The following is an 18,504-nucleotide window of genomic DNA, read 5'->3' on the forward strand; positions in this document are numbered from 1 at the left end:
CGATTACAGGTAAAGAAATGCTTAAACTATTAAAACAAAATGGATGGAAAATAGAAAGGCAGGAAGGTTCACATTGCCAGCTATTTAAAAATGGAAAAAGGATTACAGTTCCGGTGCATAGTAATAAAGATTTAAAAAAGGGATTGGAACAAAGGATATTAAAAGATGCAGGATTATATGGGAGGTTATGATATGTATGAAAAAAATCTTAATATGGCTTTTCCATTCTTGTTTCATCATGAGGAAGATGGAGGATATTTTATAGAGTGCAAGGATATAGATGGAGTTTATACTTGCATAGATGAAGATGACATTGTTTGTGGAATGAAGATGGCAGAAGAGGTTCTTGGTATGACACTTGCTGATATGATTGAAAAAGGCGAAATTATTCCAAAACCTAGTCCAATAAATAATCTTGAATGTGAAGATGGTTTTGTAACTATGATTGTCGTTGATGTAGAAAAATATATTCGGGATAAAACATTGGTTATAAAAACTCTAAATATTCCTAAGTGGGCTAATGACTTGGGGATAAGATTGGGAATTGATTTTTCTAAGGTTTTAATTGATACAATATCAACTATGGCAGTTAGCAAATAATATTTCATTCGCTCTCTAATAATATTGGAGGGCGATTTTTATATTTTAAATATAAAAAATTGTATAAATTCTGAAACAAAATAAAAAAATTAAAAAATGGCTATATTAGTTATTTCTAACTTATTGAAACTTTCTTTCACAACGGTTATAATATAGAAATTGAATTCGTACTAAATTAGTAGGAATTAAAAGTGCAAATTATGAATCGGGAGGAAGTTATGTCAGAATTATTAAAAGTTAAAAATTTATCAGTAGCAATAGATGATACAGAAATACTTAAAAATATTGATTTTTCAATAGGTACAGGGGAGACTCATGTCCTTATGGGACCAAACGGTGCAGGCAAGTCTACACTGGGATTTACATTAATGGGAAATCCTGAGTATGAGATAAAATCGGGAGATATCTTACTTGAGGGTGAAAGTATTGTAGAGGATGGAGCAGATGTTAGAGCGAAGAAGGGAATGTTTCTTTCGTTCCAAAGTCCTTATGAAATAGCAGGTATTTCGCTGGAAAGTTTTTTGAGGAATGCAATAAGGCAGATTACAGGTAAACCACTTAAAATTATGCAGTTTAAGAAAGACTTAAAAGAGGCTATGGAAATCTTGCAGATGGATGAATCCTACCTTACAAGAGATTTAAATGTAGGATTTTCAGGTGGTGAGAAGAAAAAATCTGAAATTTTACAGATGCTTATGCTACGTCCTAAGCTGGCAATTTTAGATGAGACCGATTCAGGGCTTGATGTGGATGCAGTTAGGACGGTAAGCCATGGAATAGAGGCGTATCAAAAAAATAGAGATGGAGCACTTTTAATTATAACGCACAGTACAAGAATTTTGGAGGCACTTAAGGTAGATTATACACATATTATGGTCAAGGGTAAACTTGTAGAAACAGCCGGTCCGGACCTTGTTGAAGAGATTAATAACAACGGATTTGCAAGATTTGAGAATGTAGGAGAGTAAAATGGCTGATTTAGATAAGAATGAAAAAATGGTCATAGACGATATAGACAGCTCTTTCTATGACTTTAGATATGATGAAAATGATGAGGACTTTCTTAAACTTGATAAGGGACTTAGTACAGAAATAGTATTGCAGATTTCAAAGGAAAAGAATGACCCTGAATGGATGAGGGAATTTCGTCTTAAGTCTTTAGATATCTATAATAATATGAAAACTCCTGCATGGGGACCGTCCATTGAGGGACTTGACATGAATACCATAATGACCTATGTACGCCATAAGGGAGACATGAAGGGAAACTGGGAAGAAGTTCCCGATGATATAAAAAATACATTTGAAAAACTTGGTATTCCTGAGGCAGAGAGACTTTCGCTTGCAGGAGTAGGTGCACAGTATGATTCAGAGCTTGTATATCATAGTGTGAGAGAAGAAGTTGCTGCACTTGGAGTTATTTATACCGACTTAGAATCTGCTTTGCATGGTGAGTATGCAGATATGATTCGTGAGTATTTTATGAAACTTGTTCCACCTTCAGACCACAAGTTTGCAGCTCTGCATGGTGCAGTATGGTCAGGTGGCTCTTTTGTATATGTGCCAAAGGGAGTTAAAGTGGACATACCTTTGCAGTCTTATTTTAGGCTTAATGCAGCAGGAGCAGGGCAGTTTGAACATACATTGATTATAGTAGATGAGGGGGCAGACCTGCATTTTATAGAAGGATGTTCCGCACCTAAGTACAATGTTGCAAACCTCCATGCAGGTTGTGTAGAGCTTTTTGTGAAGAAAAATGCAAGGCTTAGATATTCTACCATAGAAAACTGGTCAAAAAATATGTACAACCTGAATACCAAAAGGGCAATAGTTGAAGAAAATGGTGTAATTGAATGGGTATCAGGTTCATTTGGCTCTCATGTGTCTTATCTCTATCCTATGAGTATTCTTAAAGGAAATGGTTCAAGAAGTGAATTTACAGGCATTACTTTTGCAGGAAAAGGGCAGAACCTTGATACAGGTGCTAAGATGGTACATATAGGAGAGGATACATCTTCTATTATCAATACAAAATCAGTATCAAAGGGAGGCGGAACGAATACTTACAGAAGTATGGTGACAGTAAGAGAAGGGGCGAAACGCAGTAAAGCCTTTGTTTCCTGTCAGTCTCTTATGCTTGATAGCGACAGCCGTTCCGATACAATTCCTGCTATGGATATAAGAACGGATGATACGGATATAGGACATGAGGCAAAGATAGGAAGAATAAGTGATGATGCAGTGTTTTATCTTATGTCAAGGGGAATAAGTGAGGATGAGGCAAGGGCTATGATAGTAAGCGGTTTTGCAAATCCTGTATCGAAAGAACTTCCTCTTGAGTACGCAGTTGAAATGAATAACCTCATTCAGCTTGAGATGAAGGGAGGTATGTAATGAATTTTGAATTAAAAGGAGCTGTAAATTATCTCCCAACTCTTACTTACGGAAGAATGAAGAACAGCTATGCAGAAATAGATTTTTCTTATGAAATAAATGCTGAGAATGGTTTTGACATCTCTCTTCAAGATGGAGTAGAACTTCTTACTAAAGGTAATGTGTATGAGGAAATAGTAGCCAAGGCTGATTTTATAAAGACAGGAATGGAGGCTATGTACCTTGATTCTAAGGCTGGAGGAGACAGCCTTGAAGATGAAAACAGAAGAGATAGAGAAGTAAAGGATGCACCCTCGACAGATATAGTAAGAAATGCACTAAAAGCAGCAGAAATACCTGTCAAAGTAATCGCTACCAAAAATGGAAATTCAGTCAGTAATCCTGTAAAAATAGCGTATAAGGCAGATAGCAATAATTCACTTAACAATAATATAATATATGTAAGTGAAGGCTCTGAACTCACACTTATTGAGGTCTTTGAATCTGAAAACAGAGAAAATCTCGTAGGACTTCAGACCAGAGTTTATGTCTGTGAAAACGCCAGAGTAAAACTGGTACGGATAAATATGCTTTCAGAAAGTACAGAACATTTCGATGACTTAGGTTTTCATCTTGAAAATAATGCTAAAGCCGAGCTTGTACAGCTTGAGCTTGGAGGTAAGCGTTCTTATGTAGGAGTAAGGACAGAACTTGTTGGAAGAAAAAGCGAATATAACAGTGATACCGGCTACCTGTGCAGAGGGGAAAGCCTACTTGATATGAATTTTATTACTAATGAATGGGGAAAAAAGGTATCTTGTAATATGGATGCAAGCGGTGTCCTTTTAGATAACTCCACTAAAGTATACAGGGGAACCATTGATTTTAAAGAGGGTGCTAAGGGAGCAAGGGGCTTTGAAAAGGAAGATACCCTATTATTTTCTCCTAAAATAATTAATAAATCAGTTCCGCTAATCCTCTGTCATGAAGAAGATGTAGAAGGTGACCATGGTGCTACAATAGGAAGAATCGACGAAAAACTTATGTTCTATATTAAGAGTAGAGGTATAGATGAAAAGGCGGCAAAACAGCTGATGACAGAGGCTTATATAAATGCTGTTACTGAAAAAATAGGTGATGATGAAACTGAAGTCAGAGTTATAAAGTATGTAAGTGAGGTTTTTAACAATGTGCAGTAATTTTAGAAAGGATTTTAAGTTTTTTAATGAGTATCCTGATTTGATTTATTTTGACAATGCTGCTACAACCCAAAAGCCTGATATAGTGCTTGAAAGAATGGTAAAGTATTATGAAAGTGAAAATGCTAATCCTCTTAGAGGGGTATATGATCTTTCCGTTAAGGCTACCGATGCTTATGAAAATGCTAGAGAAAGAACAGCTAAATTTATTGGAGCAGAATCTGCATCTGAAATTATATTTACAAGGAATGCTACGGAAAGTCTTAACCTGATTGCACGAAGTTATGGAGAAACTTTTCTAAAAGAAGGAGATGAGGTGGTGCTTACGGTAATGGAGCATCATAGCAATCTTCTTCCTTGGCAGGAGGCGGCTGGAAAAACGGGAGCAAAGCTTGTTTTTCTTACACCTGATATGACAGGGGCTATTTCAGATGAAGAAATAGAGAAGAAGATTACTGAGAAAACCAAAATAGTAAGTATAGCCCATATTTCCAATGTGCTTGGGAGAAGAAATCAGGTAGAAAAGATAATAAAGGCAGCCCATAATGTGGGAGCGGTAGCTGTTATAGACGGAGCGCAGGCTGTACCTCATACCAAGGTAAATGTGAGAGAACTTGATGCAGACTTTTATGTATTTTCAGGGCATAAGATGCTTGCACCTATGGGAATAGGTGTGGTTTATGGCAAGAAAAATCTGCTTAACAATATGCCTCCGTTTTTAACAGGTGGAGAAATGATAGAGTATGTAGAACTTAGTTCTGCTACCTATGCAGAAGTTCCTCATAAGTTTGAAGCCGGAACAGTAAATGTGGGAGGAGCTGTAGGACTTCATGCGGCAATGGATTACATTGAAAATCTTGGTTTTGACTATATAGAAGAGACAGAACTTAGGCTTACCAAAATGATGTTTGAAGGAATGAAGTCACTTCCTTATATTAATATTGTGGGTTCTGACAGATTTGAGGAGCATAATGGAATAATAACATTTACAATAGATGATGTACATCCACATGACAGTGCCTCTATTCTTAATGAAGCAAAAATTTGTGTGAGGGCAGGACATCATTGTGCACAGCCTCTAATGAAGTTTTTAGGTCTTAACTCTACACTTAGGGCAAGTTTATATTTTTACAATACAGAAGAAGAAGTTGACAGATTTTTAGATAGTTTAACAAAGGTAAGGGGGTGGCTTGGTTATGGAGCTTAGAAGCATTTACAATGAAATACTTACAGAGCATAATATGCATCCTAATAACAAGCAGGAAATAGAACATCCTACAATAGAGCTTAGAGGGGTTAACCCAAGTTGTGGGGATGATATTACACTTAAATTACAGATTGAAGATAATGTAGTTGTTGATGGCGGTTATACAGGTACAGGCTGTGCAATCTCACAGGCATCTGCAGATATGATGTTAGACCTGGTAATAGGTAAGGAAAAAGAGGAAGCATTGAGGCTTTCGGAGCTTTTTATGGGAATGATTAGGGGTGAAGTTAAGGAGGATGAGGTTCTTCTTGAACTTGATGAAGCTATTGCTTTAAGGGATATAGCACATATGCCTGCGAGGGTTAAGTGTGCTGTACTTGGTTGGAGAACTTTAGGACAGATGCTTGGTAAGAAGGAAGAGTGAGATTTAAACTGGTAAAAATCGCAGTTTTTTACCAAAAACTTTGTAAGACTTTCACAAAAATCTGAAGTAAATTTCAACAAAGTTACATATTGAAAAAAATTAAATATATGTATATACTGTTTACATAGATAAAAAGAAAAGAGGTTCATATGGATAATTTTTTCAGTGCAGAAGATTTAGCATTATTAAATGAAGAGCTTGAGGAAATGGAACATTCAGCAGTAAAAAATGAAGAAGATGATCCTGAGATGGATGCAGCTGCAAGAAGGTATCAGGAAATAATTAAAAAGCATAAGGGTGACCGGTAATCCGGTCTCCCTAAAGATTAATATAAATAATTAGCTGTTCTAGAGTAATATTTAAAATAATTATGTGAAGTTTATTAAAATTATCATTTATTTTCAAAAATAAAAATTAATATGTATAAGAGGTCTATTTTATAATAGTCTTTTTTGTGTACTCGAAATATTACAAGGAGGTGGTGCAGTTTTGCAAGGGGATACTCTGGCAATTTATGATAAAGAAGAGGCTTATGTGGAGGCTTTATCAGATTATCTTAATAAAAATATGGAATTAGGAATTGTAACAGTTGCATTTTCTGATTCTTATAAGCTTGTAAGTTATCTGGAAGAAGGTAAAAGTAGTTATGTCATTTTAGGTGAAGGGTTTGATAAAGACAGTATTAAAGGTAAAATCAGTGAAGATAAGATTATAAGCCTTGTAAATACTAAAGAGATAGAAACTAACGGACCTTGGATCTATAAGTATCAATCGGCAAAAGCTATAACTAAAGAACTGAAATCTATTATTATTCAAGATGAAGAAGAACTAATATCAGAAAATAATCTCAACATTATATTTTCAACAAAGAGTAGCCTTGAAAGAGGAGAGTATACAGAATTATTATTGTCAGATTTAAAGAATAAAGGTTCTGTACTTTATATAAATATGGAACAATTTCAGGGACAATCTGAATATAGGTATAAAGAAGGAAAAGGAATGTCTGAACTTATTTACTACCTAAAGCAGGGAGGTGAGAAACTTAAATGGAAATTTAAGTCATTAATAGAAAGAGAAGATGTATCAGGCAGGATAATGCCGGTTAATTGTCCACTTGATTTGGATGAGCTTACAAAAGAAGATGTGAAAACTTTATTGAATTTATTTAAGGGACTTAGCGAGTATGACTTTATTTTAGTTAATCTTGGGGTTTTAAATCTTGCAACCTTTGAGCTTATTAAAGCAGGAAGTCATATTGAGATTGTTGTAACAAGGAAGAAGGGCGACAGGGAAAGTGCCGAAAATTTAATATCTCACTTTAAAAGGTTAGGTATGGCAGATGTGGAAAGAAGGGTGGAAATAATAGAATTTGGAACAGACACTTGGATATAAAATAAAAGAGGAATTATTAGATAGACTTGATTTTTCAAGAGAACTTACTGATGAAGAAGTAATGAATGAAATCGAAGAAAGGGTTTTAAGTCTAAATAGTGATGAATACATAAGTATTACAGAAAAGAAAAATCTCTGTATTGAGATATTTAACTCTGTAAGAAGGCTTGGGATTTTACAGCAACTTATAGATGATGAGAGTATTTCTGAAATTATGGTAAATGGACCTGAAAATATTTTTATTGAAAGAAATGGTAAAATACAGAAGTTTGAGGGCAGGATAAATTCTGAGGAAGAACTTGAAGACATAATTCAACAGATAGTAGCAAAGGTAAATCGTACGGTAAATGAGGCAGAACCTATAGTAGATGCTAGACTTACTGATGGTTCAAGAGTCAATGTGGTACTTCCGCCTATTGCACTTGGAGGTGCAGTAGTTACGATAAGAAAATTTCCTAAAATTCCAATGACGATGAAAAGACTACTGGAATTTGAGACATTAACTTCGGAAGCAGCAGATTTTATAAAGATACTTATGGAAACAGGCTGTAATATCATAGTGAGTGGAGGAACATCTTCGGGTAAAACTTCATTTCTAAATGCTCTTGCTGACTACATACCTAAAAAAGAAAGAGTAATAATAATTGAAGATTCAGCAGAATTGCAGTTATTTGGTATACCTAATCTTGTTCGGATGGAAACAAGAAATTCTAATGTGGAAGGAAAGGGAGAAATAGGAATAGGGGATTTAATAAAGTCTTCACTACGAATGAGACCTGACAGAATACTGGTGGGAGAAGTTAGGGATGGGAAGGCAGCAATAATGTTGCTTAATGCGTTTAATACAGGGCATTATGGAGAGTCTACCATTCATTCAAACTCAGCAGCAGATACAGTTTCAAGGCTTGAAACTCTTGTGCTTACAGGAGCTAATATACCTTTAGATGCTGCGAAGAGGCAGATTATATCGGCAATTGACTATATTATATATCTCGGACGGCTTAAAGATGGAAGGAGAAAAGTTTTGGAAATAAGTGAATTATACGAAGATGATACCGGAAACATTGTATTAAATCAGATATTTGAATACGAACCTAACTTAGGGCTTATTAGATGTGGTAATCCTAAGAGAATGTCAAAGTTTGAAATGGCAGGTTTTAGCAAAAATGAATTATTCAAAGTATAAGAGAACTAAGTTAGAATGGATTAAATTAATAGGAATCTGGTCAGCTATATCTACAATTCTTGGAATTCTATTTTATAAGTCAGTTATAGGAATTTTAATAATACTTCCGTTTGGAATAATATTTGAAAAAATAAATAAAAAAAATCTAATCGAAAAACGAAAAAATGAATTGTCAGCTGAATTTGTAGAGTTTTTACAAGTTATTTTGTCATCGCTAAAGGCAGGAACTTCACTTGAGAGAGCTATACTTTCCGCAAGGGAAAGGCTTTACAGTCTATATGATAATACTTCTTTAATAATGTGTGAACTTGTTTCTATGGAAAGTAGTCTTAAAATGAATATCCCGATTGAAGATATTTTATATGATTTTGGAAAGAGAAGTGATGTAGATGATATAAATCAGTTTGCGGAAGTTTGTAAGGTATCAAAAAGGGCAGGAGGAAATCTCATACAGGTTATGGAACATACAATAAGATGTATTATAGATAAAAATGAGATGGAGAGAGAAATACAGGCTTTTATCAGTGGTAAAAAACTTGAAAGTAAGTTTATGACAGCAATTTTACCGGCTATACTTTTGTATATGAATATTTCAATGTCAGATATGATGAAAAGCCTTTATCAGGGGCTTGCAGGGAAACTTATAATGAGTGGAGTGCTGGTAGGTTATGGTTTTTGCTGTTTGTGGTTTGACAAAATAACTGATATAAAGGTGTGAGATGGAAGTATATAAAGCATTTGATAAAAAACAGAAAACAGTAATATTAATATTGATATTTCTAACAGTAATAGGAATTGTGGTAGGGCTAATATATGACAGTCGCCTAAAAAATGAGGAAGTAAAAAAATTTATAAGACCTAACTCTTACGAAAATCCTAAGAACATAAGTTTTGAATTGGAAGTTGACGGTATAGACACAGATAAAAAATTTAATTATATGGGACAGATAGAATCTAAAAAACTTTCAGAGTACGAGATTGATAATTATTTGAATAAGGCTTTAGAAGAAACAGAAAAAAATATGTTTAGAGAAGGGGAAAGTAAGGAAAAAGTTATTACCGGTATAAATATAGAGCCTAAACTACCACAAAATCCTGTAGATATAAGTTTTAGTACAGATGAAAGTGAAGTTTTATTTGAAAATGGAGATATTAATTTTGAACTGGTTAAGGAAAAGAGGAAGGTAATTGTTAAAATATTAACTAGCTACGAAGAGAGGGAAAAGACGAAATATATAGATATTATAGTTTTTCCAAAGATTTTGACAGAGGAAGAAAGACTTAAAAATGCAGTAACAGAAAAGATAAATTTAGCATTAATAAGTGGTGAAAATGAGATTGTTGAAATCCCTAATGAAGTTGAAGGGCATATGGTGAGAGCTTTTTTTCCAAAAAAAGAAATTACAGGAAGTATTGCAGGATTTGCGATTGTTTTAATAATTTGTATTTTTGTAGTATTTAATGAAAATAACAAAAAGAGGATAAAAGAAAGAGAGGAGGAACTGAAAAATGGTTATACAGAATTTGTTGGACGCTTTGTGATTCTTTTAGGTGCAGGACTTGGTATCTTGGCAGTATGGAAAAAACTTGAAAAAGGCTTTACATCAAATAAAAGTTTAAGTGAAGAAATTAGACTTACACTTTGGGAGATAGGTAATGGAAAGACAGAAAGGGAGGCTTATGAGAATTTTGGTAGGAGGATAGGGGGAACACAGTATGCTAAGTTTGTATCGGTAATAAATCAGAGTTTAAAACTAGGCTCTGGGCAGTTACTTAAAAGACTGGAAGCAGAGTCTGAAGCAGCTATGTTTGAAAGAAGGAATAATGCGAAAGTTATGGGAGAGGTAGCGGATACAAAGCTTTTGCTACCTATGATGATACAGCTTGTATTGATTATGTTAGTTATTATGGTACCTGCCCTAATGGCAGTTTGAAAGGAGACCGGTTATGAAAGTTTTAGGAGAAATTAAGCAAAGAGCAAATGATTTTTGTTATGGACTGGAAGTAAAAAAAATGCTTGCAAAAGACAGGATAAAAGAAATTAAAGAAGATAATAGAGGAATTGCTGTAATTGAAATTATTTTGATTTTGGTCATTGTATTAGGTTTGGTATTAATTTTTAGGAATAATCTAAAAACTATGATTGATGAAATTTTCAGTAAGATAAAAGGAAATCAGAAAAAGATTGTAGCTCCATTAAGTTAAAGAAGGAAGGAGAAATAAATGAGAGCGAAAGGAAGTGTTACAATATTTTTATCTTTGGCTCTCATTATTGTCATAGCTCTTGTAGGCAGTCTTTTGGAGTCTGCAAGAGTTACAGTGGCAAGGGAAATTGCTACAGATGATTCATATTTGGCAGTCCAGAATATTTTAGCTGAATACCAGAGAGAAGTTTGGGATGATTATCATGTGTTTTTTGTAGATGCTGCAGAATTAAATGGAGAAGGTGGGGCTATAAAGTATGGAAATTCTTATCTGGATAGGATGTTGCCTAATAAAAATAATGATTATATGGGGGCAAGGGCAGTTTTTACAGAAGTTGGTTTTAATGAAAATATGACGGAGAATAACTGTTATTATTTTGTTAAGCAGGCAGTAGCTTATATGAAGTATAGGGCAGCGGCGAGTATTGGAGAAAAAATGCTTGGCAAGAAAGATATATTAAAAACTACTGAAATTGATGCTATGAGAAAGGCTTTAAAAACAAAGGTCGAGACTGAAAAAAAGATAATAGAAATTGAAAGAGAGAAAAAGAAACTAGAAGAAAAGACATCAAAGATTAAACAGAATGTAAATAAAGTAAAAGGCTTATCTGATGGGAAGGTAGTGGGTGTTAATGAAAATTTGAATATAGTTTCAAATATAGAAAAGGTAGATGTTAAACCAATTAAAAAATCAGAAGCAAAGAAAAAATATAAAGAATATCAGAAAAATTTAGATATGGCCACAAATGAGGGGACAGCCGGAGGTCTTTTAGGAATGTTTTTATCTTCTGGGAAAAGGGTTTCCAAATTACATATAGATAATACTGTTTGGAATGAGATAGAAACAATGGAAAGAGAGAATAAAACTTTGTTAGATGATGGGCTTTTGATACTGTATGCAAAAGAGCATTTTAAGAATTTTTTGTCAAAGAGTGAAGAAAATAATAAAAGAGATGCGTTAAAATATGGGATTGAATATTTGATATCAGGTAAAAATAGTGATGAGGGCAATCTTAGCTCAGTTGCCAACAGAATATTTGGTATAAGAACATTAGTTTGGTATGGCTATCTTCTTACAAGACAGGATAAGGTAGCCGAGGCTGAAGCCATAGCAATTGCCATAGCAGGTGTATTAGCTTTGCCGGCTGCAGTAGAAATAATTAAATTAGGTATAATTATGGGATGGGCAATAGACGAGGCAAGACAAGAAGTAAGAACCTTGTTAAATGGTGGAGAAATACCGATGTTTCCAGGAAATAGCGGTGGAATGAAGTTAAAGTATGAAAATTTTCTGGATTCATTTATTGTTTTAGCTATTAATAATTTGCCTAGGAGAATGGTAAAGCTTATAGAGCAGAATATGAAGGTAAGATATTATAATGGTTTTAGGGCAGATAATTTATATGCAGGTATAACGGGGGAGGTAATGATACAAGTAGAGCCTAGAATATTTAGGCTTGCTATGTTAGATGGGATAGTGCAGAAGAACTTTAGTCATTGGGAATCAAAAATACAGGTTTCACAAAGCCTTTGTAAGGAATAACAGCTGTTACAGACTGTCCATATACGATCAAAGAAAGGAGTTTAGTATTTAAAGAAATAGTCATCTTATAATCTACTATAAATAAAGAATTTTTCTATTATGAAATGAAAGAAGGTTATATAAGTAATATGTTACCCTGATATATTATGTCATTAACAGTCTGAATCCCACAAAAGACAGAATCAAATAGCAAACAATGTCAAATTTCATTCAGGTATATGGACAGTCTGTAACAGCTGAATAAATAAACATTATATAAATGGAGTAAAGAGTGAAAAGGTTAAAGGGAAGTCTTACTATTGAGGCTGCGGTTGCCCTTCCATTATTTATATTGGCAATAAGCCTATTAATATTTTGGACAAAATTTTTACAAACTCAGGCAGAGTTAAATTTGGCAGCAACTGATAAGGCAAGAGAGATGGCAAAATTAGCTTATCTTACAGAAGATGATATAGGTAAAAATCCATTACCTATAGAAATTGCAAAAGGAGAGATTTTAAATGGTACATATTTTGAAAGATGGGCTGTAGCAAGACCATTTACAGGGAATTTGTATTATGGCAAAGAAGGTGGCAATGCTGAAGACAATAGGATAGTTTTTGTTACAAAAAATGGTGAGGTGTATCATACAAGTAATATATGCAGCCATATAAATCTTTCAATAAGAGAAGTTGAATTTAGTTTAGTAGACAAGCTTAGGAATAATGGGGGAGGTAAGTATTATCCCTGTGAATATTGTGCCAGAGGGGGGGTAAATGGAATGGTTTACATCACAAAAGAAGGGAACAGAATACACAAAAATAAAAATTGTATGGGTATAAAAAGGACTGTGGTGGAAATAAGAAAAATAGATGCTAAAGCAAGTGGATATCGTCCCTGTGAAAGATGTGGAAGAATACATGATTAGTGCAGGTCTGTTAGCCTTACTGGCAGTAATTGATTATATGAAAAAAGAAATACATATTTTAGTATTATTACCAGTTACAATTATATGGCTTATAATGCCTATATGGAATGATTCTATAAGTATTTCTTCGATAGTTGCAGCAGGTATACTGATAGGTTTTAGTCTGATCGTAAAACAGGCTTTTGGTATGGCAGATGCTATAGTTTTGTCTTTAATTGCTGTGACAGAGGGAGTATTAGATATGTTGATTATTTTCTTTGTTGCTAATATTATATTTCTTTCATTTACAGTAATAAAGTTTGGATTTAAGCAGAAGAATAGAGAATTTCCCTTTATTCCTTTTATATTTGTAGCATTTATTATGATAAAGGTTATTTTTAGTGAGGGATTATGAAGTTAAAAGGTAGTATGGTAATTGAAGCGGCAATAATTTTTCCCATGATAATTACAGTTATATTTGCACTTATATTTTTGGCATATTATGAGCATGATATAGTTGTCTTAAGAAGTGATATAAGGACTGAACTTATAAAGAATGTCGCAGAAAATATTGATACTGAATGGAAGTTTCCAAAAGAAAATAATGAAAATTTATTTTATTTGTCATACGATGAAATGAAAAGTTATAAATCAGGTGGGAAATATTTTGTATCAGCAAATGCCAGATTTACTATTTTTCCATTTGTATCAGAATATCTTGATAAAGATTTAACAGATGGAAGTTTTGAAGAAGAATATAAGGAGTACCGGCCTTGGCAATTTGTGAGAAGGATGGGAGCTATAGAGGAGTGAGGAGGATGGTTGCAATATGGAAAAATTTAATTATATTCAGGACGGAGGTAAAAATTATTTAAAGTCAGATAGGATAAGTAAAGTGGATTATGTTACAGAAATGCTGATAAAAAATGAAATACCTTCTCTTGCTCCTGCAAGATTTAAAAGTTTGAATGCTGAAAATTATATCTGTTATGATATGAATGGACTTATCTCTATAAGACAAAGTTTTGAAATGAGTAAGCTAACATCAAAGAGGGCAGAGAGTTTTCTTCGCTCAATAATAATGGTATGTAAAGGAATGGAAGAATTTCTGTTACCATTTAACAGACTTATAATAGATGAAACTTATATTTATGAAAATTATAGCAAGAAAGAGGAATTTTATTGGATTTATGGTAATGATGCTACTGAAGGAAGTTTTACCACTTTATTTGAAAGGCTTTTAGATAGAGTGGATTATAAGGATGATAGGGCAGTTAAGATGATGTATTCAATGTATCAAGCAGCAAAAGATAGTGAAGAGATTATGAATAGAGATATTGGTGGGAGCAGTCTTTTTAAGATTAAGGAAAAAGCTGAGGAAATACTAGCTGCACCATATCAAAATCTTGATGCAAGAGCTAAAGAACTAATTATGATGGAAAATAGGCAGACAATGAAGGAAAAGTTTGCATATGAAATAGATGCTAAGGAAGATATTCATGAAGAAAATAAAGAGGTGAGGTTAGATATAGAAAAACAAGAATTAAAAAAAGAAAAAATTAATCATAAAAAGATAGTTAAAGAGAAAGCAGTCAAGGACAAAATAGTTAAGGATAAAATAGTTAAAGGAAAGATTATAGATAAAAAATTTGATGTAAAATCAAAGTTTAAACAAGTATGGGATTATTTGAATGCAGATATTGGAAGTAAGGCGATAAAGGAAGAAAATATGGTGGTAGCAGTAGAGGAAGAAATGCCTTATAATGTAAGAGAGGTGAAAAGCAGAACTGTAGAAAAACGAGAAGTCGAGTATAATCCTACAACCCTGCTTACAGGAGCTATGATTGGAAATGGTATTTATTGTTTAAAATCTGAAGAGTTAAATGATGAGAATATACTGCTTACCGAATTTCCATTTTTTATTGGAAAATCGGAAGAAAATACTAATCATAGGATAGAAGACAGTACGGTAAGCAGATTTCATGCTAGAATTGATAAGGAAGAGGATGAACTTTGGCTTACAGACCTCAACTCTACAAATGGTACTTTTTTAAATGGAATTAGAATGATACCATATGATAGAGTGAGGGTTAGCAAAGGGGATTCAGTAGTTATATCGAGAAAAAGATATGAACTTAGATATATGGGTTAACTTATATTGTATTTTTCAGGCTAAAGTTTTATACTAGGAGAGGTATGTATGAACTTTGGAGGTTGAAAATGAAAAAGATAGTTTTAACTGGTGGGGGAACAGCAGGTCATGTTACTCCCAATATTGCACTTATTCCGGAATTGAAAAAGGAAGGTTATGAGATTCATTATATAGGTTCTTACGATGGTATGGAAAGAGCCATGATTGAAAATCTTGGTATTAACTATGTGGGAATATCTTCCGGAAAACTGAGAAGATATTTGAGTGTTAAGAATTTAACGGATCCATTTAGGGTATTGAAAGGTTTTAATGAGGCTGTGAAGATATTGAAACTTATTAAGCCTGATGTAGTATTTTCTAAGGGTGGATTTGTGACGGTTCCGGTAGTATTTGCTGCTAAGAAATGTAAAATTCCGGCAATTATTCATGAGTCTGATATGTCGCCGGGACTTGCCAACCGGCTTTGTATACCTAAAGCAGATTATGTTTTAGCTAATTTTCCGGAGGCACTGGCAAAATTGCCTAAAGATAAGGGAGTTCTCTCAGGAACTCCCATAAGAGGGGAGCTTTTTAAGGGGGACAGAGAGAAGGGACTTAGTTTCTGTGGTTTTACAGGTGAAAAACCTGTTCTTTTGGTAGTAGGAGGAAGTCTTGGTGCTTTAGCTGTAAATGAGGCTGTAAGAAAAATACTTGCAAGGCTCACTGAGAAGTTTGATGTAGTACATCTTTGCGGTAAGGGAAAGTCTGATGAAAGTTTGAGAGAGGTGAAAGGGTATGTTCAGTTTGAATATGTAAGTGAGGAGATGAAAGACATATTTAAAATTACAGACTTAGCCCTTTCAAGAGCTGGAGCAAATGCAATCTGTGAACTTTTGGCTTTAAGAATTCCTAATATCCTTATACCTCTTTCTGCTAAGGCAAGTCGTGGTGATCAGATTTTAAATGCAGATTCTTTCAAAAAGCAGGGATTTTCAGAGGTACTTAGTGAAGAGGATATAACAGAAGAGGGATTGTTAGATTTAATTTATAGGACTTACGAGAATAGGTCGGAATATATACATAATATGGAAATGAGTTCCCAGACGGACTCAATTAAAATAATTATGGATTTAATTCGAAAATTAACAGAAAATAAGAAATAATAAAAATGGCTATTACCCCATAGATAAAATGGAGGTAATAGCCTAATATATTATTTTAAAGAATAAATTTTACTAAGTAATGTACAGATTGTGACAGAGAAATTTGGCTTGTAGTACAGCTTAAGCAGTTTAACATTTTTATAAAAGAGCATTGATGTTTTTGGCTATCTCACAAGCTTCACCATCTTCATAAACACACTGGGTCCAAGCAATATTACAGGTATCATTCTCATAGCGAGGTATTATATGTACATGAAAATGGAATACAGTCTGTCCTGCGGCTTCACCATTATTTTGCAAAATATTTACACCATCGCAGTTCAGAAATTTTTTTAAAGCGATTGCAATTTTTCTAGCAAGTATAAAAGCCTTTTCTACATAGATGTCTTCAAGTTCAAAAATATTTGCAGCATGAGATTTAGGGAGGATTATAATATGCCCCTTATTAGCAGGAGCGGCATCCATAATTGCCCTTAAATATTCATCTTCATATACAGTGTTGGTAGGAATGTCTCCGGCTGCCAGTTTACAAAATATGCAATTTTCGTCTTTCATAATTCGTCCTTTCTGTTAAATTATTCCTTGTGAAACTGAAATATGGTATCAAACATCCTAAGAGTTTTAAAGTTGCCTTTTGCAGCTAAATCTCCGGACATAAAGGCTTTTTGAAAGGTAATTTTGCCGGAAACTATATCATTAAGCACTTCACTCTTAGTTCTTGATGCAACATCCGTTTCAGCAAGAGTGCCATAGTAGCATTTAAGTTCTTCTTTGTCTACCTCTATGATGATGTTTTTTGCCAGATCCGACAATTCTATTGAGTAGGTAGCTTTAAAATCTTCCTGTGGCGTGAAATGATTTCTGAATTGTTTAATCAAATCGTTATGGTCGTTTCCGTCATTTCCAAGCATTTCTCTAAACATCTGTGAAAGTTCTTCAATGTCTTCTTTTTGTTTTTTGACATAATTGTCATTAGAAACATAGACAGAAAGCTGTTCACTTTCTTGAGGAGTTAGCGGAAGATTGCTACCGACTACGGTATTACTTCGGATAGTAAATTCGCTTGAAGGAAAAACGGTAATATTTTGATTAATAGCCCTGTAAAGATCTTCAGCAAGCCGTTCTATTCGCCTTGCATATTGTCCGTTTAATTCAAACTCTGTATGATCTTCAACATAGGCACTTATTCCCTGACAAATATTTCCGCCAAGAATTTTCCATGCCCTTACAAGGTTAAGATAAGAATCATCTTCACCAAATGCGGTTGAAGTGACAACAGGCATCATAAAAAGTCCTGAAATTTTAGATTTATCGCCATAGAGCCAACAGGAATCTAAAAATTGGAGCATATACCCCCCGATTCCGTACCACTCAAGACTTGATGCAAGTATAATACCGTCAGCCTCCTTAAGCGTTTTTGGTAGCATACTAATACTGTTTTTTTCTTCGTAGAGGTTATAACGTTTGACCTGTACCCTAAGTTCTGTGAGAACCTCCGTTATTTTGTCACATACATAGATTGTGGGATCTTCTATTAGTCCCCTCCCACCATAATAAATGTTAATATTCATGCCCAATACCTTCCTGATTATATGAATGTTCAGTTATAGCAAGACCGATTAGAAAACCGGCTATAAGTCCGCCAAGATGTGCTACATTATCAGTAGTTGAGTTTATAAATCCTGCATAAAGACTAAAAATAGCAAACAATATAATCTGTCTTTTAGAAATTGTTTTAAGTTTATTTTTGCATTTTACAACTGAAGCTACAGAAGCTCCAATCAGAGCAAAAATTGCACCCGAAGCCCCAAGTGAAACAATTTCCTTGCCAATTATCATATTATAAGACAAAGAGGTTATGCTTGCAAGGATTCCACCAAGAAAATAAACAAAATTAAAGCGAATCCGTCCCTCAACGCTTTCATACCTCTGTCCTATTATAAAAAGGATAAGCATATTGTTTAAGAGGTGATTTAAGTCTGCATGAAGAAACATTGAAGTAAAAATGCGATAATATTCACCATTAAATTTAATAGCCATCCACGAATTATCAAAATTCGATATTATGTCAATACCATTTTGCAGTAAAAACATATTTAAGATTATGTAAATACCTACATTCAGTCCAATTAAAATATATGTTATCAAATAAACTCTCCTTTTTTTAGATTATGTTTCCCAATATACCAAAATAAT

At 33.9% G+C, this 18,504-nt stretch carries 22 protein-coding genes; 19 read left to right on the forward strand and 3 right to left on the reverse strand.

Annotated elements, in window-relative coordinates; genetic code table 11:
* Positions 1–17 precede the first annotated feature (17 nt).
* From ACTTG8_RS02040 to ACTTG8_RS02130, 19 genes are all read left to right on the forward strand, one after another.
* Positions 18–191 (forward strand): type II toxin-antitoxin system HicA family toxin, encoded by a 174-nt coding sequence (locus tag ACTTG8_RS02040; protein ID WP_442560456.1) that lies wholly within the window; start codon positions 18–20, stop codon positions 189–191.
* A 1-nt stretch (position 192) separates the two neighbouring features.
* Positions 193–600, forward strand: a complete 408-nt coding sequence (locus ACTTG8_RS02045) for a type II toxin-antitoxin system HicB family antitoxin (protein ID WP_442560457.1) — start codon at positions 193–195, stop codon at positions 598–600.
* Positions 601–818: 218 nt separating this feature from the next.
* Positions 819–1,568 (forward strand): Fe-S cluster assembly ATPase SufC, encoded by a 750-nt coding sequence (gene sufC / locus ACTTG8_RS02050; RefSeq protein WP_442560458.1) that lies wholly within the window; start codon positions 819–821, stop codon positions 1,566–1,568.
* Between the two features lies 1 nt (position 1,569).
* Entirely contained in the window at positions 1,570–2,994 is a 1,425-nt protein-coding gene (sufB, locus tag ACTTG8_RS02055; RefSeq protein ID WP_442560459.1) for a Fe-S cluster assembly protein SufB, read from the forward strand.
* On the forward strand, positions 2,994–4,172 hold the full coding sequence (locus tag ACTTG8_RS02060) for a SufB/SufD family protein (RefSeq protein ID WP_442560460.1): 1,179 nt from the start codon (positions 2,994–2,996) through the stop codon (positions 4,170–4,172). Before sufB ends, ACTTG8_RS02060 begins: the two co-directional genes overlap by 1 nt.
* Entirely contained in the window at positions 4,162–5,379 is a 1,218-nt protein-coding gene (locus ACTTG8_RS02065; protein ID WP_442560509.1) for an aminotransferase class V-fold PLP-dependent enzyme, read from the forward strand. Before ACTTG8_RS02060 ends, ACTTG8_RS02065 begins: the two co-directional genes overlap by 11 nt.
* On the forward strand, positions 5,369–5,803 hold the full coding sequence (sufU, locus tag ACTTG8_RS02070) for a Fe-S cluster assembly sulfur transfer protein SufU (protein ID WP_442560461.1): 435 nt from the start codon (positions 5,369–5,371) through the stop codon (positions 5,801–5,803). Before ACTTG8_RS02065 ends, sufU begins: the two co-directional genes overlap by 11 nt.
* 149 nt (positions 5,804–5,952) lie before the next feature.
* The gene (locus ACTTG8_RS02075; RefSeq protein WP_442560462.1) at positions 5,953–6,111 is read left to right on the forward strand and encodes a hypothetical protein; all 159 of its coding nucleotides are present in this window, start codon (positions 5,953–5,955) and stop codon (positions 6,109–6,111) included.
* Between the two features lie 181 nt (positions 6,112–6,292).
* Positions 6,293–7,195 carry a hypothetical protein gene (locus ACTTG8_RS02080; protein ID WP_442560463.1) on the forward strand — a complete coding sequence of 301 codons (903 nt, stop codon included), beginning with the start codon at positions 6,293–6,295 and terminating at the stop codon, positions 7,193–7,195.
* Positions 7,173–8,381, forward strand: a complete 1,209-nt coding sequence (locus ACTTG8_RS02085; protein WP_442560464.1) for a CpaF family protein — start codon at positions 7,173–7,175, stop codon at positions 8,379–8,381. The genes ACTTG8_RS02080 and ACTTG8_RS02085 overlap by 23 nt, the downstream gene beginning before the upstream one ends.
* Positions 8,362–9,099, forward strand: coding sequence for a type II secretion system F family protein (locus tag ACTTG8_RS02090; protein ID WP_442560465.1), 738 nt, complete (start codon positions 8,362–8,364; stop codon positions 9,097–9,099). Before ACTTG8_RS02085 ends, ACTTG8_RS02090 begins: the two co-directional genes overlap by 20 nt.
* A gap of 1 nt (position 9,100) precedes the next feature.
* Positions 9,101–10,315 (forward strand): type II secretion system F family protein, encoded by a 1,215-nt coding sequence (locus tag ACTTG8_RS02095; protein ID WP_442560466.1) that lies wholly within the window; start codon positions 9,101–9,103, stop codon positions 10,313–10,315.
* Positions 10,316–10,328: 13 nt separating this feature from the next.
* Positions 10,329–10,586, forward strand: coding sequence for a Flp1 family type IVb pilin (locus ACTTG8_RS02100; RefSeq protein ID WP_442560467.1), 258 nt, complete (start codon positions 10,329–10,331; stop codon positions 10,584–10,586).
* Positions 10,587–10,604: 18 nt separating this feature from the next.
* The gene (locus ACTTG8_RS02105; RefSeq protein WP_442560468.1) at positions 10,605–12,128 is read left to right on the forward strand and encodes a DUF5702 domain-containing protein; all 1,524 of its coding nucleotides are present in this window, start codon (positions 10,605–10,607) and stop codon (positions 12,126–12,128) included.
* Positions 12,129–12,399: 271 nt separating this feature from the next.
* Positions 12,400–13,035 carry a TadE family protein gene (locus tag ACTTG8_RS02110; RefSeq protein ID WP_442560469.1) on the forward strand — a complete coding sequence of 212 codons (636 nt, stop codon included), beginning with the start codon at positions 12,400–12,402 and terminating at the stop codon, positions 13,033–13,035.
* On the forward strand, positions 13,028–13,429 hold the full coding sequence (locus tag ACTTG8_RS02115; protein ID WP_442560470.1) for a hypothetical protein: 402 nt from the start codon (positions 13,028–13,030) through the stop codon (positions 13,427–13,429). The genes ACTTG8_RS02110 and ACTTG8_RS02115 overlap by 8 nt, the downstream gene beginning before the upstream one ends.
* Positions 13,426–13,827 carry a TadE family protein gene (locus tag ACTTG8_RS02120; RefSeq protein WP_442560471.1) on the forward strand — a complete coding sequence of 134 codons (402 nt, stop codon included), beginning with the start codon at positions 13,426–13,428 and terminating at the stop codon, positions 13,825–13,827. Before ACTTG8_RS02115 ends, ACTTG8_RS02120 begins: the two co-directional genes overlap by 4 nt.
* 16 nt (positions 13,828–13,843) lie before the next feature.
* Positions 13,844–15,166, forward strand: coding sequence for a DUF6382 domain-containing protein (locus tag ACTTG8_RS02125; RefSeq protein WP_442560472.1), 1,323 nt, complete (start codon positions 13,844–13,846; stop codon positions 15,164–15,166).
* Positions 15,167–15,234: 68 nt separating this feature from the next.
* Positions 15,235–16,308: an undecaprenyldiphospho-muramoylpentapeptide beta-N-acetylglucosaminyltransferase gene (locus ACTTG8_RS02130; RefSeq protein ID WP_442560473.1), complete on the forward strand. Its 1,074-nt coding sequence runs from the start codon at positions 15,235–15,237 to the stop codon at positions 16,306–16,308.
* A 138-nt stretch (positions 16,309–16,446) separates the two neighbouring features.
* Here ACTTG8_RS02130 and ACTTG8_RS02135 read toward each other — a convergent pair whose 3' ends face one another.
* Genes ACTTG8_RS02135 through ACTTG8_RS02145 form a run of 3 tightly spaced genes read right to left on the reverse strand, consistent with a single transcriptional unit; the run spans position 16,447 to position 18,456 of the window.
* On the reverse strand, positions 16,447–16,863 hold the full coding sequence (locus ACTTG8_RS02135) for an HIT family protein (RefSeq protein ID WP_442560474.1): 417 nt from the start codon (positions 16,861–16,863) through the stop codon (positions 16,447–16,449).
* A 20-nt stretch (positions 16,864–16,883) separates the two neighbouring features.
* Positions 16,884–17,879 (reverse strand): SCP2 sterol-binding domain-containing protein, encoded by a 996-nt coding sequence (locus tag ACTTG8_RS02140; protein ID WP_442560475.1) that lies wholly within the window; start codon positions 17,877–17,879, stop codon positions 16,884–16,886.
* Entirely contained in the window at positions 17,869–18,456 is a 588-nt protein-coding gene (locus ACTTG8_RS02145; protein WP_442560476.1) for a rhomboid family intramembrane serine protease, read from the reverse strand. The genes ACTTG8_RS02140 and ACTTG8_RS02145 overlap by 11 nt, the downstream gene beginning before the upstream one ends.
* Between the last annotated feature and the right edge of the window lie 48 nt (positions 18,457–18,504).

The organism is Catonella sp. (genome assembly GCF_052173895.1).
Taxonomy (GTDB): Bacteria; Bacillota; Clostridia; order Lachnospirales; family Lachnospiraceae; genus Catonella.

Excerpts from the sequence above, each read along its gene's own strand:
- ACTTG8_RS02040 (WP_442560456.1), top strand. The coding sequence starts at position 18 with ATGCTTAAACTATTAAAACAAAATGGATGGAAAATAGAAAGGCAGGAA.
- ACTTG8_RS02045 (WP_442560457.1), top strand. The coding sequence starts at position 193 with ATGTATGAAAAAAATCTTAATATGGCTTTTCCATTCTTGTTTCATCAT.
- sufC (WP_442560458.1), top strand. The coding sequence starts at position 819 with ATGTCAGAATTATTAAAAGTTAAAAATTTATCAGTAGCAATAGATGAT.
- sufB (WP_442560459.1), top strand. The coding sequence starts at position 1,570 with ATGGCTGATTTAGATAAGAATGAAAAAATGGTCATAGACGATATAGAC.
- ACTTG8_RS02060 (WP_442560460.1), top strand. The coding sequence starts at position 2,994 with ATGAATTTTGAATTAAAAGGAGCTGTAAATTATCTCCCAACTCTTACT.
- ACTTG8_RS02065 (WP_442560509.1), top strand. The coding sequence starts at position 4,162 with ATGTGCAGTAATTTTAGAAAGGATTTTAAGTTTTTTAATGAGTATCCT.
- sufU (WP_442560461.1), top strand. The coding sequence starts at position 5,369 with ATGGAGCTTAGAAGCATTTACAATGAAATACTTACAGAGCATAATATG.
- ACTTG8_RS02075 (WP_442560462.1), top strand. The coding sequence starts at position 5,953 with ATGGATAATTTTTTCAGTGCAGAAGATTTAGCATTATTAAATGAAGAG.
- ACTTG8_RS02090 (WP_442560465.1), top strand. The coding sequence starts at position 8,362 with ATGAATTATTCAAAGTATAAGAGAACTAAGTTAGAATGGATTAAATTA.
- ACTTG8_RS02095 (WP_442560466.1), top strand. The coding sequence starts at position 9,101 with ATGGAAGTATATAAAGCATTTGATAAAAAACAGAAAACAGTAATATTA.
- ACTTG8_RS02100 (WP_442560467.1), top strand. The coding sequence starts at position 10,329 with ATGAAAGTTTTAGGAGAAATTAAGCAAAGAGCAAATGATTTTTGTTAT.
- ACTTG8_RS02105 (WP_442560468.1), top strand. The coding sequence starts at position 10,605 with ATGAGAGCGAAAGGAAGTGTTACAATATTTTTATCTTTGGCTCTCATT.
- ACTTG8_RS02115 (WP_442560470.1), top strand. The coding sequence starts at position 13,028 with ATGATTAGTGCAGGTCTGTTAGCCTTACTGGCAGTAATTGATTATATG.
- ACTTG8_RS02120 (WP_442560471.1), top strand. The coding sequence starts at position 13,426 with ATGAAGTTAAAAGGTAGTATGGTAATTGAAGCGGCAATAATTTTTCCC.
- ACTTG8_RS02125 (WP_442560472.1), top strand. The coding sequence starts at position 13,844 with ATGGAAAAATTTAATTATATTCAGGACGGAGGTAAAAATTATTTAAAG.
- ACTTG8_RS02130 (WP_442560473.1), top strand. The coding sequence starts at position 15,235 with ATGAAAAAGATAGTTTTAACTGGTGGGGGAACAGCAGGTCATGTTACT.
- ACTTG8_RS02135 (WP_442560474.1), bottom strand. The coding sequence starts at position 16,863 with ATGAAAGACGAAAATTGCATATTTTGTAAACTGGCAGCCGGAGACATT.
- ACTTG8_RS02140 (WP_442560475.1), bottom strand. The coding sequence starts at position 17,879 with ATGAATATTAACATTTATTATGGTGGGAGGGGACTAATAGAAGATCCC.